A 19,134-nucleotide genomic window follows, 5' to 3' on the forward strand; every position below is an offset into this window, starting at 1 on the left:
AAAGCCTCAATCTGGTGCGATTATTCAAATTCATTTTTTTTTATTTGTGTAATTTGTTCTCGATAGACTGAATTAACCTTTAACGCACAATTATATAATAATGAAAACTAAAACAATACTGATTGCAATTAGCCTTACTGCATTTTTATTTACGTCCTGTCAAAAAGATGAAATGGATCAGGGAATCGGTGCAGGGGATGGAGGTAAAGAAGGGGCTTATATGTCTTTGATTTTAAAAGATACATTAATACACAAAATTGACACGAAGGAAAACGATTTAATAGATTCTTCTGTTAAATAACTCAATACAAAACGGTTTCAGTTTTTCTGCAACCGTTCTTTTTTGACACATTAAACTTTTATCGTATGAAACTACCTAAGTTACTTAAATATTATTTTTTCTTTCTGCTGATCGCATTATCCTTATTTTCCTGTAAAAAAGACAATTCACAAGAATTATTACAGAAGGCTCAAAATAGTTTAGCTGTAAGTAAACCTGATGTGGCTATGGGGTTGCTTGATTCTATCCGTAATCCTGAAAATATGGATAAAAACGATTATATGCAGTATATAGTAACTTATATTGGTGCTAAATACGAAGCTGGAAAGGATATTACAAAAGATAGCCTGATTCTTGTGGCTCAAAGATATTTTTATATGAAAGGAAAGCCGGATGAATCGGCTATTGCTAATTATTACGCCGCACAGTTTTATGATGAAAATGCAAATTTTCCCAAAGCGTTAGAGTTTTATATGAATACGGTACTGGAAGCCGACAAGTCAAATAACAGCGAACGGTAATCCTTATTTCTGGAATGCTACAAATCTGGCTAATGCAGAATGGTTTCTTATGGTAGGTATTATTCACCCTTATGCTGTTACGACACAAAGCGGTATAAGCGGAGTTTACGACATGTCGGGTAGGAAAGTTTTTAGCGGAACTGATTTCAAGTTCACGGCTGATAATAAGGCTGTAAGTTTCAGATCGTACCTATATTATAGTGCTGATAGCACGGTTAACCAGTTTTTCTTTAATCCGATGGTTCACCGTCTGGATGGTTCAGAACCTTCGATCATAGAAATATTACAGGTCAAAACAGCTACTCTGATAGATACTTCTTTCAAAGTTCTGGATGATAAAATCGCTTTAAAAGCAAGTCAAACCGACTTTAATTCCCTGAACGGACGTGTCACTACTGCGGAATCAAAGCTAACGGTACAGGCTGGAGAGATAGCTTCTACTGTTTCTAAGATTGAGGGTAAAAATGCCGTGTATAAGTCCTATACTAGTGCTGCAACCGATAGACCGACAGTTCCCTATGCTAAAAATGATCTTTGGGTCACTTATGAAGGAATAATCAAACAGAGCCAGAATACACGGCTTTCGGGTGCTTTTGTAGATGCCGACTGGATAAACACAACCAAATATACGGACGATACGGCAGCTAATGAAGCTAAGAACTTTGCCGAAGGAAGATCGTATCAGGGTGGTAAGATATTGTATCGTGATATTGATTTTTCAACCGGGATGAATGGTATTGCCGTTTATAATAATGCAGCAAACGGTGTCACTACAATGCAACGGATAGCCAAGCAAGCAGATTGCCCTACTACGTCAGCCTATTGCGTGGAAATATCAAATACAGGTGCGGCTTCTCCGTATCTGGGCGGTTTCTTCTGGGGTACAACGACACGGGCAAATGCTAAGTTTATTACACGGATAATCGCAAAACTACCTCTCAATTACAGCATTTCATATCATTCTAATGTAACAGGAACAGGTGGTTATCAGCGTTGGATAACTCCGACAATCGGAACAGGTAAGTATGAGGAATATATTAATATCGTACAATCGGGCAGTAGCGGAACTTTCAGCAGTACCAATTTCTACGCCCTCAATGGAACGGCAGGGACAGCCGCCGCCCCTGTTAAGTGGTATCTGGGTTTAGCTACCGTTTACGACATGACCCAAGCCGAAATTGATTATAAAAGTTTAGCAGATACGGCACAATCAGCAGCCAACAATGCCCAAACGACAGCGAATGCAGCGAATACTACGGCAAATACTAAAAACCAGACGTATTATTCAGATACTACACCCCTAGCTCCGACAAGCGGTTTTAAGACGGGTGATCTTTGGTATAAGATAAGTGTTACAGATGGTTGCTACTATTCATATCGTTGGAATGGCAGCACTTGGCAGCAGATCAATGTATATGTATCTCAGGCAAAGCAAACGATTACCGATGCTTCGATCACGAACTTAGTAACTAAGACGGGAATAGGTTCGGTAGGTACAGGCGAGACACTCTGGTCGAAGATAAACCAAACAGCAGACCAAATAGCACTAGAAGTCAATAAAATACAGATTGGAGGTCGGAATTTGCTTTTGAACTCGAATTTCAGTAATGATTTTACGAATTGGAGTTCTAACGGTGGTACGAGGACAATTGAAAGCGATACTATATACGGAAAGGTAGCGAAAATAGTAGCAACGGCTGCAAGTCAGGGGATATATCAGAATCCGGCTACAAGGCGGACTTCGGGAAAGAACTATGTTATTTCGGGTTATATGAAAGCGTCAGCCACTATGAATGTAACTATTTCGCATGAAGGCGGTACGGGTTCAAAGTCATGTGCTGTAACTACGGCATGGCAGCGTTTTGAGACGCAAGGCGTATGGACTAGCAGTGGTAGTGTGTGTTTTTATTCGGGAAGTGCCGGAACATTCTATCTGGCAAACTTGCAATATGAGGAAGGGACTAAATCGTCGGCTTGGTCGCCAGCACCCGAAGATATCCCCCAGATTGTCGGCTCGACCCTGACATTAACCGACAATAAGATAACGCTTGCAAGTAAAACAATCGAGTTGAAAGGTACAACCATCACTAAAGCTATTCAGGCAGAGACGGCACAGTTCGGGGGATTTACGGTGAACGGTGATCGGTTTGAATCAATAGCTAAGACAGACAATCTGCCTAATTTGTTCCTAGACGGAAAAAACGGTACGGCATTTCTGAGGGGTGGCTTACTGACACCATTCAGGAACGGAACATACAGGCTAAATTCAGGCAGTGGGGTGGAATTTTCCACTTATGGGCTTCAAGACAACAATAATATCGTGATTACGGGCGATTCACTGAGTTGGACTATTGCATTTGTAGTGCCTTTTACAACTGCATACAATGGGTTCAGAGCGACAATCATTAATGAGAAATTTGAGAGTAAAACGCCCGCAGGTAATATATCGGCTTCTGCACCTAGCGGTATGTATTTTTTTGAGAACGGAGTTAAAAAGACAGCACTAACCATTCAAAAACACGAAGGGGTCGAATTAATCGGATATGGTGAAGGGGCTGTTTTCTACGGGTGGATAATTCTAAACCGATTCAACACTAATTCTTATAATCAATCAGGGTTCGGGTTAAATGTATATAATATAGGAATGGTGCGAGGTGGAAGGATTACGAAGCAGACTACGCCTGACCCGATTTCAAGTATTACCCGTGTTTCGGAAGGTAGGTATAAACTTACATTTCAAAATCCGTTTTCAAGTGTGGATAATTATATTGTTTTTATTACATGTGAAAGTGGCGGTACTATTCACGGGCGTTATGCCAATGTAACTACTAAGGCAACATCTTATTTTGAGGTTTATACAGGCGATGATGAAACTCCCAATGATTCGGATTTTAACTTTATGATCGTGTCTACTTTGAACTGGACTTGATTCGGCTAGTGTGATAAAAAAAGAAGGATAACCCGTTAATGTTATCCTCCCTCGCTCTCTCTTATAAATGATATACAAAAAATAATAAAGTAATAAATAGGTAAGGGTGCTTGAATTATGGCTCTCCATATACTTGCAACACGAAGGGTTTTTAAAGTCTTTGATTGATATTTACTAAATTAATTGATTTGCTTATCTGCTCAGAGAGAAACTTGGCATAGTGCAGATGGTTAATAATTGGTTTGTTTAAATATAATTTGATATTAACTTTATGGTATGTTTAAAGGTTTTCCTTATTTGTTGATAATAAAGGTATAGTACAAATATTATTTTCTGCTTTCGCCAGTCCCTTACATACTTGCTCTATACAAGGCAAAGATTTTAATTGATTCAGTTTTGAAATTATTGTATCTTTTGAAATGGAGTTAATCATAGACTAAAATTTTATCAGGTCATTTTTTAAGTTAGCAGTATTAAAAAAACATAAGCACAAGGTTGATATCATTAAAGGGTTAATAGGGGTCTACAAAACTTAATATATTCCTTGTGCTTATTAAGCCGGGAACACAACCCCCAGCCTATCCTTCTTATAACACAAACTTTATGAAAAAATTATCTCATTCTTAAGTGAGACACAAATATATCACTTAAGAATAATTATAAAAATAATTTTGGCATTATAAATATAATGGCTCATTATAAGCATTTTATAAATTTGTAATTTTCAAAAAAAGTAACTTCTTATTTCATTTTAGGGCAATTTGATTATATTTATAAAGTAATTTGTACTAATTTCGTGTTAAACGTTGATAATAAATAGTCTTAATGTATGGAAACAGATGTAATCGGTACAAAACCACATCACGGATTTAATGTGATGATAAAACGTAAAAGGAGACATATGTCACAAGACGCACTCGGTGAAAAATTGGGTATGTTTCAGGGGCAAGTGTCAATGTTGGAAAGTCAGGAAACTATTGAAGATGAAACATTAGAGAAAATTGCCGAAGTCTTAGAATGCCCTATATCTGAATTAAGGGATTTTGATATTGATAAGGCAATGAATGCCAATAGTGTTATAAATAGTAATAATACAAATAATGATTCTGCAAATAGTTATTCAGGCATAAATCAAACTATAAATAATATTTCTCCTGAAATAATAGAACTGTATAAAACAATATTGCAGGAGGAAAAAGATTTGCGGATAAGAGAGGTTCAAGCTAAAGACGCAGAAATATTATATCTGCGTAAACTGTTGGAAGAATCGTTGAAAAAGTAATTTTTTTTCTATTTGAATGAATAAGATTTATAAGAGTGCAAAAATAGATAACAATTCGTTAATTTTCGGAATATTCATAAACAGAGTATTAGAGTAATTGTTTTATATTTATATTTGTATCATATAAGATTACAGTTATGAAAGCAATAGGAATACCCTCGAAAGAGGCACGGATATATAAGCCTAGAAAAGAGTTTGCTACCAAAGTAAGCCCCGAAAAGGAATTTCTTACAGCAGAGGAATTGCTAGAAAGAGTTATACCACGAGTTGAAGCACTATTCGATAAGAAATGACCGTTCAGTTTCATAGAGACGTTGAAGATTATCTGGTTGAACTTATCGAAATTCTTTATGAAAAGGAATATTTCGGGTTTAAGGAATCTGCAACGCAATATGTACGTGAATTAGTTTTGGAAATCAGAGACACGATTTCAAAGAAACGGAAAAAAGCGGCTCCCGAATATTTTTCAAAATACGGTAAAGATTTATTCTATGCCAGTTTCCGCAGGAATAAGAATACAAGCTGGTATGTATTTTTCAGTTTTAGTGCATAATAGTAGTTTCACTTGTCTAATCCACTCCGCAACCCAATGCGAAAGCTGCCGTAGCAGGGAATTAGTTTTTCAGCATGTCAAAGACCTATATTTATTCCTATTTCTTCTAATCTGTCTCTCTGTATCTCATTTGCCTGATTGAGTAAGTATCTGTATTCTGTATTTCGGGTATTTAGAAGTATCTGTACTTCATTCCGAAGCAATTGGCTTGCTTCAATGTTTAATAGCCAGTCTGAATCTAAAACATCGGCGGTTAAAATTCCGACATTATCTTCATTTCCTTTAAATTCTACAATGAAGCGAAAGCCAGAAATACAGTCGTCAATATCGTAAGGATTATTTTCGGCGAGCGATTTAGATACTAAATCCACAGACATCTGTATCATTTCCGATATTATCATTCATTTTCTAATGCAAAATCATATAAATACATTAATAATCTTAGAATTGTAGGTATTATTTGTCAAAATATATTATATTTGTGACAAGTTAAGTGGGTTTATAACAACTTTAAGATGTAAAGTAAACATCAAATAAACCCGACAACTTTACAAAGTTTTATATTTTTATGACAAGTAACAAGTAAATTTGATAAAATATTGTCTTAAACTTTGTTAATGAATTTAAGACTGGATGTGTGAACTACAATTTTGCTAAAATGAGTGAACAAACGGAAATTAATTTTGCCCTTACTGGCGATATAGTAAAGGAAGCTAGGGAGGCTGCCGAAATGACACAGGATGAACTTGCTTTATACTTAGGTAGTTCACGTCAAACTGTATCGACTTGGGAAAATAGAGATGGGGAGATTAATATAAGACCACAACTAAGAAAAAAACTAATAGATTTTATAACGGCTGGTTTTTGTAACAGGTTTCAGAAAACAGACGTAAGTGAGTATAAAATTTCCGCTCCGTACATCAAAATAGATTATTACGAAAATTACATTCAGTCTTTAGAAAACGGAAATAGATTTTTTGATTTCTACCTTAATGAATATCCGAGAGGCTTTTACATAGCTTTTCAGGTTAATACTAAGGCTATGGAAAATAATAAAAAACATAGTTTAAGTTTTTTAGATATTGCGATTGGAAAGGAAGTGAAAATGGAGGAATTTAATAAAGAGTATGAAGTTTATACTATTTGGATTATTGTTCTATCGGATAAGCTCATATTTACTCAACTAACCGATCATAATAAAAAGTCCAATGAGATAGTATGTAATTATCTTAATCCGTCAGCTAAGGTTTCAGAACAAACTTTGAATTTAGCAGACGTTAGAAAAATATTTAAAGTCGTCCAGAGGGTAACGACTTTGTAAACCGACATATTTAAACCTTGTTTAGAAATAGTTTAGAACTTTTTCGTAAAGGTCTGATTTAAAGCATATATCACCAGACTTAGGATCTGGTGTCGAGAGACGTGGGGGTTCGAGTCCCTTCATCCGCACTGAGAGCGACAAATTGAAGATTTCTTCTTTTTGTCGCTTTTCTCGTTTCTGTACCTATCGTATATGTGTAAGACTCAAACCCTCAGTAAACCACGGAATCCTCTTACTGCATAGTACGACTGTGCACCGTTATGATATACGAAGACAGTGTCGTAGCGGCGGTCGGCAAAAAGGGCACCTCCAAGCTTTCTAATAGCTGCGGGCGTCTTTAGCCAGCTCGATGTTTTGAGATCGAAATTTCCAAGCTTCTGTAATTCCCTATATTGCTCTTCTGTTAATAGCTCAATACCTATAGCCGCTGCCATGTCAACAGCATTATTCTCCGGTTTAAATTCTTTTCTTGATTCGAGCCCTTCCCTGTCGTAACAAGTGTTTCTGCGTCCTGTAGGGCTTTCGGGTGAACAATCATAGAAAATATATTGATCTGCCTTTTTATCATAGTCAACGATATCGGGTTCTCCACCCGTTCTCTCCATTTCATTTAGCGACCACAGTTTTTCGATGTTGCTTTCTAGCTTTGCCTGTACTTTAATCCAGTCAATACCTTTATGACGGTTCTTGTTTTTTTCAAAACGAGCTTGGAGTGTTTCGAATAGTTCGTGCTGTTGTTCTTGTGACAACCTCTTTGTATTGCTTATATTGTTGCTCATATTTTTATTTTTATTTCGGGTACATAGATATATCCAACTTATTATTGCGGTATCTAATTTATAGAACCTATTATCTTTGGAAATAGTTCAATAAAGCCTGTTATTAAGAGCCTGTTTAATTTTTCTTCCGAATAGTTGATAAAAAAGCACTGTAAAGATACTTTATGACTAAACTTCGTATTCCTTGTGTTTAAAATCCACAGGACGTTGATACAAATATTAAATTAACCACCCCCAAATCAATCCCGATTTTCCTTTTTTACCTATCTTTAAGGTCGCAGACCTTTTTGTGTTGCACCATAGGTAACTGAAAGCATTTAATGATACATTATCAGGACATAAATAGATCAACCACTTACACTTGCTTAGATAATAAACAACTCTGCGAGTTTAAATACAAACCGTTTGAATGAAAAAGTCAATATCATATCTACCATCAACCAATCAGCGAGATTTGCATTATATAGTTGAATCTATCCTGACACGGATTAAGCAGACCGAAATGATAATCCTCTTTGGTAGTTATGCCCGAAATGATTATGTGGCGTATGACGAAAAGTATGAATTCGGCAGAATACAGTTCTATGTAAGTGACTATGACATATTGGTGGTAACGAGTGGAATTTCGGATGGAGTTGCAATCAGAGCCCTCAGCAATGTGGAAGATATGTATTATGACAGGGCGAAAGACCCCGACAGGCAACCGCCCGTTCAGTTTATCAGCGATGATATGAAAAAGTTGAATAAGTATCTGAAAGAGGGAAGATATTTTTACACCCAAATAAAACAAGAGGGTGTTATATTATATGATAGCGAGAAACACAAACTGGCAAGAAGGCGCAAGCTTAACTTTGAAGAAATAAAACAACAAGCTCAGGAATATTTTGATGATAAGTTTGAGAGTGCTAACGATTTCCTTCAAATAGCTAAAATGACGGCTTTTGATTTGAACAAATATAAAAAAGCATCTTTTCTTTTACATCAAGCCTGTGAGAGCTATATTTATGCAATCCGTTTAGTCTTTACATTAGAAAACCCAAAGCAACATAATTTATTCAAACTATTAAATTCGGTAAAGAAATATTCCAGCGAGTTTATAAAAGTCTTTCCACAAGACACACCTGAAGAAAAACGGCTTTTCGAGCTTATCAAAACGGCTTATGTGAATGGTCGCTACGATCCCGATTTTGTAGTTACCAAAGAGGATATTGATGCTCTTGTTCCTAAAGTCGAATCGTTAAGGGATATAACAAAGCGAATTTGCGAGGTGAAGATTAAGGAGTATGGGGAGATAGGGAATGACTATTTTTTCACTAAAAAAAAATAACAAAATGAAGAAGAACATTATTATTCTTATTGTTTCTTTATTTATAATTCAAAATAATAAAGCTCAGCAAAAGCAGGATATTGACGAAATTTTTGCTAAAAAATTCGAATATAGTATGATATCAAAAGGCGATAATTTTCCCGATTTTTCTATTAAAAGAGATAGTGTTGATTTTCTACTATTTAGTTTACATAAAAGTATTTCGATAGATTCTTTCAAAGAAAAGACAAATTTCGACAATGATAAAATTAGCAAAATAACCTCATTCCTAATATCTAAAAATTGGTTACATACAATTGAAGGTCAATACAAACCTACGATCTTCATAGCATCAGATAAAGATGGGGAAACACTATACAAATATGCAACTCCAATATCAAAAGACATTGTAGGTGTAATAAAAGAAAATTTGCCGAAAATTAAAGAACAATTTTCGACAACTGATATTTCAAAATCCCAAACTTTTGAGGAATGGTCATTCTTAATACTCAGTGATGTTTTGTTAGATAGCTGGCAAATAGACAATACGGAAAAGGATTTTTTAAAACAGACTGAAAGACCTTATAGGCATGGTAAAAATTATTATCAAGCAATAATGGAAAACACAGATGCAAGCAAAGAGTCATTTGGTATATATGGTAATCAGATGAGATCTAAAGATGGTCGTACAGTAGCTGTATACGGAAACAATCGGAATACTAATGTTAAGCCAACTTTTTTTTATAAAATTTCGAAACATGATGATAAGATATTTTCTGAAATGGCAGATTCTTTTTTACCCGAGTTATTGTTTGTATTAGAAAAGCATAGATTATATAGCGAAAATGTATATAAAGAATTGAGTTATTCTGATGAAATAACTTTTGAAGAGTTTTTTATTTGGTGGTATCATTTTATTTATACCCAAGCTACCAATGAAATGGCAAATCGAGAAATTCTACAAATCCCTGAGAATGGAAATTTCTATTACGAGATGCTAGATGATTAATGGTAAATTTTCTATTAGTTTTAATCTTCATTTTCCTTCACTGAAAGTAAGTTTCTTTCTTATAGTATCTGTATCGACATCTTTAAGATTATTAGCAAAAACGATTTTAAGGAATAAGGCCATATCATCCTGTTTATTTATCCGAAAATGATTATAAAATAGGGCAAACGCATCAAAATGATTGATGAAAAACAACAGACATTCTATTTACAATCTTAAGCTGGAATCGAATTATTTTATCTATCCACGTAAGGATTATTAAGACCTCACCCCACCCCTCTTCTATCGAAAGGGTGTATACATGAGACCTTAATACAATTAATAAAGTAACAAGAATGAATAAAAGAAATAAGGCAGCAGAAAAATGTTACTTTTGTTACTTTTGTCACCTTTCTAATCATTTATCGCTGACAAACAGATGATTACAAAACACGAAAAAGTAACACTCAATAGCCACTTTTGTCACCTTATTGATTACTTTTTGGAACTTTAGTAACGAATGTCACCTTATTAGAAGCGTGATGTGGTCGATCTGATGCGGAGATAGAGAAATTCTCCTTTCTAAAATTATTTATTATCTTTGACTTGATTAACTTACAGTAAGGTCGAAAACCTTTTTATTCCTTTAGTAAATACGACAGCAATAACCTGTTACAATTCGAAAGTATAGTATAAACAACTTTCATTTACTTGCTTGTTGCGGAATTTATAATTCTATGTGAGAAAGATTAAAAAATACAGATAAGTTAATTCTAGAAATTTAACAATAAACCGGACAATCAATACATAATTTTCATGTCAGAAAAACAAATTTCATCTGCTGCCTTTGCAGATACGAAACCACATTATAATATTCTTGACGGATTGCGTGGAATAGCTGCTATTATAGTAGTTTGTTTTCATCTATTTGAAGCTTTCGCAACAAGCCATTTGGATCAAAGAATAAACCATGGTTATCTGGCTGTGGATTTTTTCTTTATATTATCGGGGTTTGTTATAGGGTATGCTTATGATGACCGCTGGCAAACCATGAAAACGAAAGATTTCATCAAACGAAGAATCATACGCCTCCAACCGATGGTTGTAATTGGAGCTGTCATAGGTGCTTGCATGTTTTATCTTCAGGGATGCTCGGTATGGGATGTCTCACTAGTTACGATAGGTTCTCTTTTAGTTGCAACATTACTTAATTCCATGATGATCCCCGTCACTCCGGGTGTAGAGGTTAGAGGTGTGGGAGAAATGTATCCATTAAATGGTCCTACATGGTCGTTATTCTTCGAATATATAGGGAATCTCCTGTATGTACTGTTTATTCGCAAATTTTCGACTAAAGCGCTCACTGCATTAGTTATTGCAGCGGGATGCGGTTTAGCAACATTCGCCATCTTCGGACCTTACGGGGATATCTGTGCCGGATTTCAATTGACAGGTACAGAATTTACAGGAGGTTTTCTCCGCTTGCTTTTCTCTTTTTCAGCAGGTTTACTTATATCCCGTATCTTCAAGCCAATTCATATAAAGGGATCTTTTTGGTTGTGCAGCTTGTTGATAATCGTTCTCTTGTCTGTACCCCGTATAGGAGGAGAAGAGCATTTTTGGATGAATGGTTTGTATGACACGTTATGTTTCGCCGTATTCTTTCCGCTTATTGTTTTTTTAGGAGCTTCGGGCAAAACCACAGATAAATATACAATTCGTATATGTAAATTTTTAGGTGATATATCCTATCCTTTATACATGGTACATTATCCTTTTATTTATGTGTATTTTGCATGGGTTAAAAACGAAAACCTCACATTTAGCGAGTCTTTACCGGGAGCTGTAGCTTTGGTTATAGGAAGTATCTTGTTGGCTTATGCCTGCTTGAAACTTTATGATGAACCTATTCGTAAATATTTGACAAAAAGATTTTTGAAAAGAAAAGGTTAAATTTGAATAATCAGAATTTCCTTTTACCAAAATAAGAGATAGCATTAAGCAACGAAAATTACTTGGTGAATGCTTGTTCAGAAAACGAAATCTCAAGATACCATTTAGAAGCAGGTATTGCCTACTGTCATACAACTTCTGTCCGTGAGGATAAATGCAATTAACAACCATGCAACTATTATCCGGAAATCCGGAATAAGAAGCCCGATAGCAGCAACAATCTCTATAATTCCTGTTAAATAAACGACTTCTGTTTTGCATGGAATAAAATCCGGCAACATCATAGCCATACCTTTACTTTAGTAAACACAAAATGAGCTATTGCCGTAAACACAAGCATTACAGACATTGCTATTCTTCCTGACAAAGCAAAGTCATAATTGCAACGAAAAAATTTGGTACTAAAAAACGAAATCGTAAATGCCAGAAGCAATACTATTAAAGGTTTCATCTATATTATTTTGTAGCAAAGGTAAGCTGCTTTGCTGCCTGAAACAATGAACTCAAGTTAAGAAATGCGTTTGCGTATTCTGCTCAATGCTTGTGGGGTAATGCCAATATATGAAGCAATATATTTTAGAGGAATTTCTTTTATCAATTGTGGTTGTTCGATAAATAAATTCAGCTAACGCTGTTCAGCAGTTTCATTCAGTAGCGAAAGTTCTCTTTGGGATTTTTTGAGAAACAAATCTTCACTTGCTTGTCGCCCAATGGTATTACCGATTTCTGTTTCTTTGTAGATGCTTTGCAGGTCGCTGTATGCAGTCGCCAAATCCTGCCTCTATAGATACAATTGATTACCGAAGTTAAGAATACACATAATGGTACTCCTAAATAAGAAATAGAATAATTCTATCATTCATACCTCTCTGAAATATCACAAAATTAGCTTACTTGAATTAGGATTACCTATCGTGAAGCACTTCTATGCCTTATTTGACATACAAAATCACTACAAATAGTGAAATAAAGAAAGATACAATCGCAAAAATGATTGTATCTTTATGTAAACAATTATGTTGGAAATAAAACAGAATACAATAGAAATTAAAATTACATAGAATTAATGAGTTCAAATCAAGAAAGCGCTTCTCGATGGCTGAATAAAAAGTTAGCTAAAGCGAAAGGCGCATATATCTCAGCTTCGGTCTTAACGATTTTAAGTGCGGGGTGTTTTGTCATTTTTTGCTGGTACTTGTCTGAATTCGCAGCTTCGTGGCTCAACAACGGTTTGATTTTGCCTAACGCATTACTGTATGCATCGGTATTTCTTACAGGCAGATACATTCTTGCCCATTTTGCTTCGCTGTTCAACTACAAAGCAGGGAATATCATTGTTTCTAAAATCAAAAAGAAACTTTTTCCAATATTGCTTAACAACAACAAATTAGACTCAGTATCGAGCACCCTATTCGTTACCAGAGTAAGTGACGACTTCAAACCCTATTTCGCTTTTTTTATACCATATTCCATGGCATCGTTTTTGGTTAGCGGATTGTTATTGGTCGTAAGTTTTTGGATCGAAAAGTGGGTTGGTATGTTGCTGCTTATTTCGTTGTTGGTTATTCCTTTTCAAATGATCGTTATTGGCGTAGGAGCCGAAGCGCTTCACAAAAAGCATATCAATCTTTTCATGAAATACTCGGCAGTTTTCTACAACCGTCTTCAGACTATCGCCGAAATTGTTAATCTAGACAATTTTAAACCACAATATCGATTTTTGTCCGAAAAGAGTAAGGCACTAAATAAAGCAACTACTAACGTAATGCAAGTTGCGATTCTGTCATCGGCAGTACTGGAACTGTTTGTTACGATTTGTATTGCTGCCATCGCTATTTATTTAGGAATGAGCCTGCTTGGAATTATGACAGGTCCCAATTATGGGAATAGTTACGATTTTCGTACTGCACTCTTTTTACTGACTCTTTCTCCTTATTTTTTCTTTTATTTGCGAAAATTCGTGAGTGCTTATCACGATCGAAACAGAGCCTTGGCATCAGCAAAATTAGTTATGCCAATACTTAACGAAGAGATTGATGCAACTTTAGCCGATACGAATGAAGTGTTTAGCTCTCTTGAAATCAACAACTTGAACTTTGCTTATCCCGATTCGCCGGTGAAAGTCTTGCACAATATCAGTTTAAGTCTACCTGCTAAAGGATTGGTCTTAGTTAAAGGTATTTCGGGTTCGGGGAAATCCACCTTGCTAAAAATCATTACCGGAAGCTTGTTTCCACAAGATGGTACAGTTTCGATAAACGGAAAAGACAGTGCGTGGTCACACCAATGGCTGAAAGTAAACTCATCGTATATGAATCAGTTTCCTTTTATCTTCGACGGAACATTACACTACAATATTTTCCTTAAGAAGGAGACCGATAGACGCGACCAATATCCCGATTTTCTGGATAAAATACTTAATAAAAAAGAAAATGGTTGGCTAACCGAGTTAAGCCACAACGGTAAACAGCTTTCAGGTGGCGAAAAACAATTAGTTACACTTGCACGAATGATGTTATATCCGAAACCTATAGCAATTTTAGACGAGCCTACAGCAAATCTAGATGCGGATACTGTCGAAATTATTCTCCCGCAAATTATGAAACTGGCTGAAAACAGGTTGGTTATCATTGCTTCGCACGAGAAAATGTTCGATACCGTTGCAGATACAATCGTGAATTTAAACTGGGGGGAACAAATGAAATATGAATAAATTTATAGTAAAACATATATTACAGCCCTTAACAAGCAAATGGCTGCGAGGTTTTTTTCTATTACTACTTTGGACAGTCGCCTTTATTGCCCTTCCGGCTATTTCAGGATGGTTCTTGGCTATGTGCAGCATAGCATTCATTACAGCAAGTATTACGTTTTCGTATTTAATTCCATCTGCCATTATTCGTTTACTAGCTCTACTGCGTACAGTAACCCGATATTTCGAGCGCTTGGAAAACCACAAAACGACATTAGAAGCTCAGCAAGTTTTACAATTGAAAATATTTCAATCGGTAGCTAAATTTTCCTATTTCAAAAAGCAAGCCAACAGCAATTCGGCATTGTTAGAAAACAGCACGCATGGTATCGACCAAATATTGAACCACATTCTTTTGTGGCTTTTGCCATTTACCACACTGATAATTTCGCTCAGCATCTATTTTTTCTTTCTTCTGTTTTTTTCGCAAGTTATAGCTCTAGAATTTTTGATTTCATCTGCTATCCTGTTATTTTTTATTCCCCAATTAATTTTTCAGAAAAATAGAAAACTCTATAAAGAGCTGAAAATACAACGCGAAGAAAATAATCAGGCACTCATCCAAAGTTTCAGAGGTCGAATAGAAATCTCAAAATACAATCTGGAGGAAAAAGCCATCTTGCAATATGAACAAAGATTGTTACAACTTGAACAATTGGAAAATAAGCTGCAAACCAATTCTTTCTGGCTGCAACTCATTGCCGGACTCGGGTTTAGTTATATTGCTGCATTTCTTCTTTGGGATTCTGGAAATTACGGAATTGATGCCTCAATGGCAATCGGAATTTTCTTCGGTATCATGGCTCAAGCTGAATTATCAGAAATGCTTTTTTCAGGAAAATCGGAAAAAAGTTCGGTTGCACATCAGATTAAAGATATTGATACGATTATTCGACAAGGAGAACAACCTGTTGAAACAGTACAAGTTCACTCTTCTCTAGAAAATTTGAGTATAAAGAATCTGAGTGCAAACATCCCCGAAACATCCGTGCACACCAATGAAGTCTCTTTAGAGATAAAAAAAGGAGAATTGATTGCACTCTTCGGGGAAACAGGAAAAGGGAAAACCACATTATTGAATAGTCTTTTTTATCCCGAATATCGCCTAAGCGGCTCATTGACCTGGAACCACAATGCGGAATTGTCTCATTTACCTGTTCCTGAATGTATTTACGTTACTCAAAAAGCTTATTTACTTACCGGAACATTACGTGAAAACTTCGAAGGTTATCCCGACGAAGCTATTGAACAAGCCTTGGAAACAGTTGATTTGGCAAGCTGGCGTTTATCACTCCCCGATGGTTTAGCTAGTTGGTTAGGTGAAAATGGAGAAACATTAAGCGGCGGACAACGAAAAAAGTTACTACTAGCACAAGCCTTACTCAAAAAGCCACAGCTATTAGTAGTTGATGAGCCTACAGCGGGCATCAGTTCCGAAAATGCGATTGCTATCTTCCAAAATATTAAGCATAAATACCCGGAAATTACGATTCTGATGGCTACTCACCTGAAAGATTTTGAATATGTTGTGGATAAAGTGGTGAGAATTTAAGCCTTAGCTTTATTATGCACTGCTTGCTTTCATGGCTGATTTTCATACCTTCACAGGTGCGGTAGTTTAGGGATTGACTTTTATCACTTCTCTTACTTCGACACTTCCACAGATCTTAAAGATGGGATTAGCTTTTGCCAAATCTACTGCTTCTTCGATTAGTCTTAATTTACATATATAATTGAAGAAACCTTACGCTCACCCTGATGATCAAACACTTTATTATCAGATGGCATATTTACAACACCATTTTCGCCTATACCTTTCACATAAGGTTATTGATATGGGGGGTGCCAGCACTATTATTACCAATGGAGCGGAAAGATCATACAAAACGCATATAACAATGGAAGGGCAACCCATAGGTATGTTTTATGGATTTAAAGTAAAAGGTATGGTTACAGAAGCAGATATGGCAAATATTGCCAAGGATGATAAGTTCTACAATGCTGCTACTCAATCCTTCCCCGAAGGATATAAGCTACAAGGACCTGCCCGTTCTACGGCATCTACAACAAAATTAGCACCCGGCGATCTTTATTTTGAAGATACGAATAACGACGGTGTTGTAAATGACGAAGACAAAGCCATCATAGGATCGCCCCATCCCGATTTTACATTCGGATTCATGCTTAGTGCCAGATACAAAACATGGGATATCAGAACAGCCTTTAACGGTTCGGTAGGAAATGAAATTCTGGATGGACAGGATTATTACATTTTCAATATGGAAGGTTCCGGCAATCAGTACTCAGTTGTAAACGACAGATATAGAAATGCTCAAAATCCGGGTAACGGTGAAATTTATAGGGCAGCCAGAGGATCTACTCAAAGTAATAGTACGCGCCTTTCTACATTTTATCTTCAAGACGGATCGTATCTGCGATGTACAAATATTACAGTCGGTTATGCATTTCCTTCGATAGCTAAAATAACCCGAAACAACATTGCTAACCTACGCCTTTATGCTTCTGCAAACAACCTGTTTACGATAACCAACTATTTGGGATACAATCCCGATGTAGATTACAACAACGGAGCTAATTTGACTCCCGGTGTAGATTATGGAAAATACCCGTTGGCAAAATCGTATAACTTCGGAGTTCAAGTTACTTTTTAATCAAACATTCTAAAGCGATATTAAAATGAAAATCAATTATATATATTCATTCGTTCTATTGAGCTTATTAACACTCTTTTCCTCGTGTAGTGATTTTCTCAATGAAGAAGACCCTAACTCAACTGCATCGGGTAACTACCTTAAAACGGAAAACGATGTAAGCAAAGCCCTTGCCGGAGTGTACCTTGCTATCAGACATAACGATTGCCTCGGCGAATCAAGCACCCTTTATACTGAAGAACGTTCGGACAATACTGGAAGAAATGATAATCAATCGAATGCCGGCGAACCGTTTCAGTTTAATGATTTTTCGTTACTGCCAAGCAATTCATATTTAAAGAAACACTATGTAGCACTTTATGACGCTGTTTCAAGAGCCAATTATCTGCTTACTTACATAGATCAGGCTAAAATAGAAAATGCGGATAACAAGAAGAAATACATTGCAGAGGCGAAATTCTTAAGAGCATTAGTCTACTTTCAATTGGTACGCAAATGGGGAGATGTGCCTTTAGCTACAACCTATTTTGAAACCTATCAGGATGTCAAAAAAAATACATACAGAGAAAAACAAGAACTTGTTTATGCTCAAATAATAGCGGATCTCACAGATGCTTTGGATAGTAAATTACCGAATATACAAAATGAAGCAGGTAAAGGACATACAAGCAAAGCTGCGATTAATGGATTGCTCGGTCAGGTGTATCTGACAATGGCTACTCGATTTGAGTCTAATAAACAGGAGAATTTGCAAAATGCCAATAAGTACCTTTCGGACTGCTATACAATGCGAACATTCGGGTTACTTAAAGAGATTCCTTACGGAGATGTATTTGATGTAAAAAAGAAAAGTACTTGCCCCGAAATAATTTTTCAGATAGTTTACAAGCAAGGAGACAAAGATTACTCTTCGTCCATAGCGGCAAATAGTCAGGCAGAAGGTGAAACTATCAATTCGCAGAAAAAGACTAAAGGCGGAGGAACTTTTGTAAAACCCGACTTAGTTAAAGAATATGAAGAAGCTGATGTTAGAAAGAGTTTCTCTGTAAAATATGCAGATAATGCGAATGCAAAATCATGGTTTATTACCAAATTCAGAGACACAAGCGATGCCGCCGGAACGCTTGGTCATGGTGGAAACGACTGGATTTTGATGCGATATGCCGATGTTATATTGATGCTTGCTGAGGTGAATATGTATCTAGGAAACGAGGCTCAGGCAACTTCTTATCTTAATGAGGTAAGAGAAAGAGCCGGCATACCCACTTATCAGGAAATGCAAAACGATGCTTTATATAAATCGAAATACCCCACACTTAAACTTGCAATTCTACACGAACGCAGAGTAGAATTGGCATTTGAAAATCAAAGATGGTTCGATTTGCTGAGGTTCTTTAACAGTGACGAATTAGTTCAATATTTCAGAGCAAAATCTCAGGATGATTATGGAGTATCCAGTCTAGCCAATTTTGGCAAAAAAGATTATTACTACCCTATTCCTTTTGATGAATGGAAATTAGACCCTGAAAAAATGTGGCAAAACGAAGGTTACTAAAATAGGAATAGTATGGAGGGGAACTGTTAAGTCTCTGCCATACTATTTTTTCAATAAAATATAAGAGTCTGTTTAAATTTTATTCAACAATAATTTTATAGATGCAATTTTGACCATTTCTTCGGCAGAGTCAAAAGTTGTTTCATAGTTTCGGCATAACCTTCTGTTATAATCAAACCATGCAAAAGTAGGCTCAATGACCCAACGCTTTTTAATTGGTCTAAACCCTTGATTCTTATATCC

General features: G+C 36.0%; 19 protein-coding genes. 14 read left to right on the forward strand and 5 right to left on the reverse strand.

Going from position 1 to position 19,134, the window contains the following annotated elements:
* The first annotated feature begins 100 nt into the window (after positions 1-100).
* The 6 genes from CLV62_RS14585 (at position 101) to CLV62_RS14605 (ending at position 5,565) form a co-directional block, all read left to right on the forward strand.
* Complete coding sequence (locus tag CLV62_RS14585; RefSeq protein ID WP_110311514.1) at positions 101-301, forward strand: hypothetical protein; 201 nt, start codon at positions 101-103, stop codon at positions 299-301.
* Between the two features lie 65 nt (positions 302-366).
* Positions 367-801 carry a hypothetical protein gene (locus tag CLV62_RS14590; RefSeq protein WP_110311515.1) on the forward strand — a complete coding sequence of 145 codons (435 nt, stop codon included), beginning with the start codon at positions 367-369 and terminating at the stop codon, positions 799-801.
* A 49-nt stretch (positions 802-850) separates the two neighbouring features.
* Positions 851-3,730: a carbohydrate binding domain-containing protein gene (locus CLV62_RS14595; protein ID WP_110311516.1), complete on the forward strand. Its 2,880-nt coding sequence runs from the start codon at positions 851-853 to the stop codon at positions 3,728-3,730.
* Positions 3,731-4,559: 829 nt separating this feature from the next.
* Positions 4,560-5,012 (forward strand): helix-turn-helix domain-containing protein, encoded by a 453-nt coding sequence (locus CLV62_RS14600; protein ID WP_110311517.1) that lies wholly within the window; start codon positions 4,560-4,562, stop codon positions 5,010-5,012.
* Between the two features lie 137 nt (positions 5,013-5,149).
* The gene (locus CLV62_RS21725; RefSeq protein WP_170120064.1) at positions 5,150-5,305 is read left to right on the forward strand and encodes a hypothetical protein; all 156 of its coding nucleotides are present in this window, start codon (positions 5,150-5,152) and stop codon (positions 5,303-5,305) included.
* The gene (locus tag CLV62_RS14605; protein ID WP_110311518.1) at positions 5,302-5,565 is read left to right on the forward strand and encodes a hypothetical protein; all 264 of its coding nucleotides are present in this window, start codon (positions 5,302-5,304) and stop codon (positions 5,563-5,565) included. Before CLV62_RS21725 ends, CLV62_RS14605 begins: the two co-directional genes overlap by 4 nt.
* Positions 5,566-5,642: 77 nt before the next feature.
* Here the strand turns inward: CLV62_RS14605 and CLV62_RS14610 are convergent, their stop codons facing one another.
* Positions 5,643-5,966, reverse strand: a complete 324-nt coding sequence (locus CLV62_RS14610; RefSeq protein WP_110311519.1) for a hypothetical protein — start codon at positions 5,964-5,966, stop codon at positions 5,643-5,645.
* Positions 5,967-6,223: 257 nt separating this feature from the next.
* On the opposite strand from CLV62_RS14610, the gene CLV62_RS14615 reads away from it, so the two are divergent.
* On the forward strand, positions 6,224-6,886 hold the full coding sequence (locus tag CLV62_RS14615) for a helix-turn-helix domain-containing protein (protein WP_110311520.1): 663 nt from the start codon (positions 6,224-6,226) through the stop codon (positions 6,884-6,886).
* A gap of 203 nt (positions 6,887-7,089) precedes the next feature.
* On the opposite strand, the gene CLV62_RS14620 is transcribed toward CLV62_RS14615, so the two are convergent.
* Positions 7,090-7,665 (reverse strand): DUF4256 domain-containing protein, encoded by a 576-nt coding sequence (locus tag CLV62_RS14620; RefSeq protein WP_110311521.1) that lies wholly within the window; start codon positions 7,663-7,665, stop codon positions 7,090-7,092.
* Positions 7,666-8,074: 409 nt separating this feature from the next.
* Between CLV62_RS14620 and CLV62_RS14625 the strand changes: the two genes are divergently transcribed.
* From CLV62_RS14625 to CLV62_RS14635, 3 genes are all read left to right on the forward strand, one after another.
* Positions 8,075-8,992: a HEPN domain-containing protein gene (locus CLV62_RS14625; RefSeq protein WP_110311522.1), complete on the forward strand. Its 918-nt coding sequence runs from the start codon at positions 8,075-8,077 to the stop codon at positions 8,990-8,992.
* A 4-nt stretch (positions 8,993-8,996) separates the two neighbouring features.
* Positions 8,997-9,980, forward strand: coding sequence for a hypothetical protein (locus CLV62_RS14630; protein WP_146212759.1), 984 nt, complete (start codon positions 8,997-8,999; stop codon positions 9,978-9,980).
* A gap of 795 nt (positions 9,981-10,775) precedes the next feature.
* Positions 10,776-11,912, forward strand: a complete 1,137-nt coding sequence (locus CLV62_RS14635) for an acyltransferase family protein (protein WP_110311524.1) — start codon at positions 10,776-10,778, stop codon at positions 11,910-11,912.
* 104 nt (positions 11,913-12,016) lie between these two features.
* Here CLV62_RS14635 and CLV62_RS21555 read toward each other — a convergent pair whose 3' ends face one another.
* The 3 genes from CLV62_RS21555 to CLV62_RS21950 form a co-directional block, all read right to left on the reverse strand.
* A complete protein-coding gene (locus tag CLV62_RS21555; protein ID WP_146212760.1) occupies positions 12,017-12,202 on the reverse strand; it encodes a hypothetical protein in 186 nt (61 codons plus the stop codon).
* Positions 12,193-12,363 carry a hypothetical protein gene (locus CLV62_RS21730; RefSeq protein WP_170120065.1) on the reverse strand — a complete coding sequence of 57 codons (171 nt, stop codon included), beginning with the start codon at positions 12,361-12,363 and terminating at the stop codon, positions 12,193-12,195. Before CLV62_RS21730 ends, CLV62_RS21555 begins: the two co-directional genes overlap by 10 nt.
* Positions 12,364-12,537: 174 nt before the next feature.
* Entirely contained in the window at positions 12,538-12,684 is a 147-nt protein-coding gene (locus tag CLV62_RS21950) for a hypothetical protein (protein ID WP_221409248.1), read from the reverse strand.
* A gap of 294 nt (positions 12,685-12,978) precedes the next feature.
* On the opposite strand from CLV62_RS21950, the gene CLV62_RS14645 reads away from it, so the two are divergent.
* The 4 genes from CLV62_RS14645 to CLV62_RS14670 all read left to right on the forward strand — a co-directional run bounded on the left by CLV62_RS14645 (position 12,979) and on the right by CLV62_RS14670 (position 18,891).
* Complete coding sequence (locus tag CLV62_RS14645; RefSeq protein ID WP_110311525.1) at positions 12,979-14,625, forward strand: ATP-binding cassette domain-containing protein; 1,647 nt, start codon at positions 12,979-12,981, stop codon at positions 14,623-14,625.
* Positions 14,618-16,216 carry an ATP-binding cassette domain-containing protein gene (locus tag CLV62_RS14650; protein ID WP_110311526.1) on the forward strand — a complete coding sequence of 533 codons (1,599 nt, stop codon included), beginning with the start codon at positions 14,618-14,620 and terminating at the stop codon, positions 16,214-16,216. Before CLV62_RS14645 ends, CLV62_RS14650 begins: the two co-directional genes overlap by 8 nt.
* Positions 16,217-16,445: 229 nt before the next feature.
* Entirely contained in the window at positions 16,446-17,336 is an 891-nt protein-coding gene (locus tag CLV62_RS14665; protein ID WP_221409249.1) for a SusC/RagA family TonB-linked outer membrane protein, read from the forward strand.
* Between the two features lie 25 nt (positions 17,337-17,361).
* A complete protein-coding gene (locus CLV62_RS14670; RefSeq protein ID WP_110311527.1) occupies positions 17,362-18,891 on the forward strand; it encodes a RagB/SusD family nutrient uptake outer membrane protein in 1,530 nt (509 codons plus the stop codon).
* Positions 18,892-19,134: the final 243 nt, after the last annotated feature.

Source organism: Indolivaga alginatilytica, from assembly GCF_003201355.1.
Lineage (GTDB): Bacteria > Bacteroidota > Bacteroidia > Bacteroidales > Dysgonomonadaceae > Dysgonomonas_A > Dysgonomonas_A alginatilytica.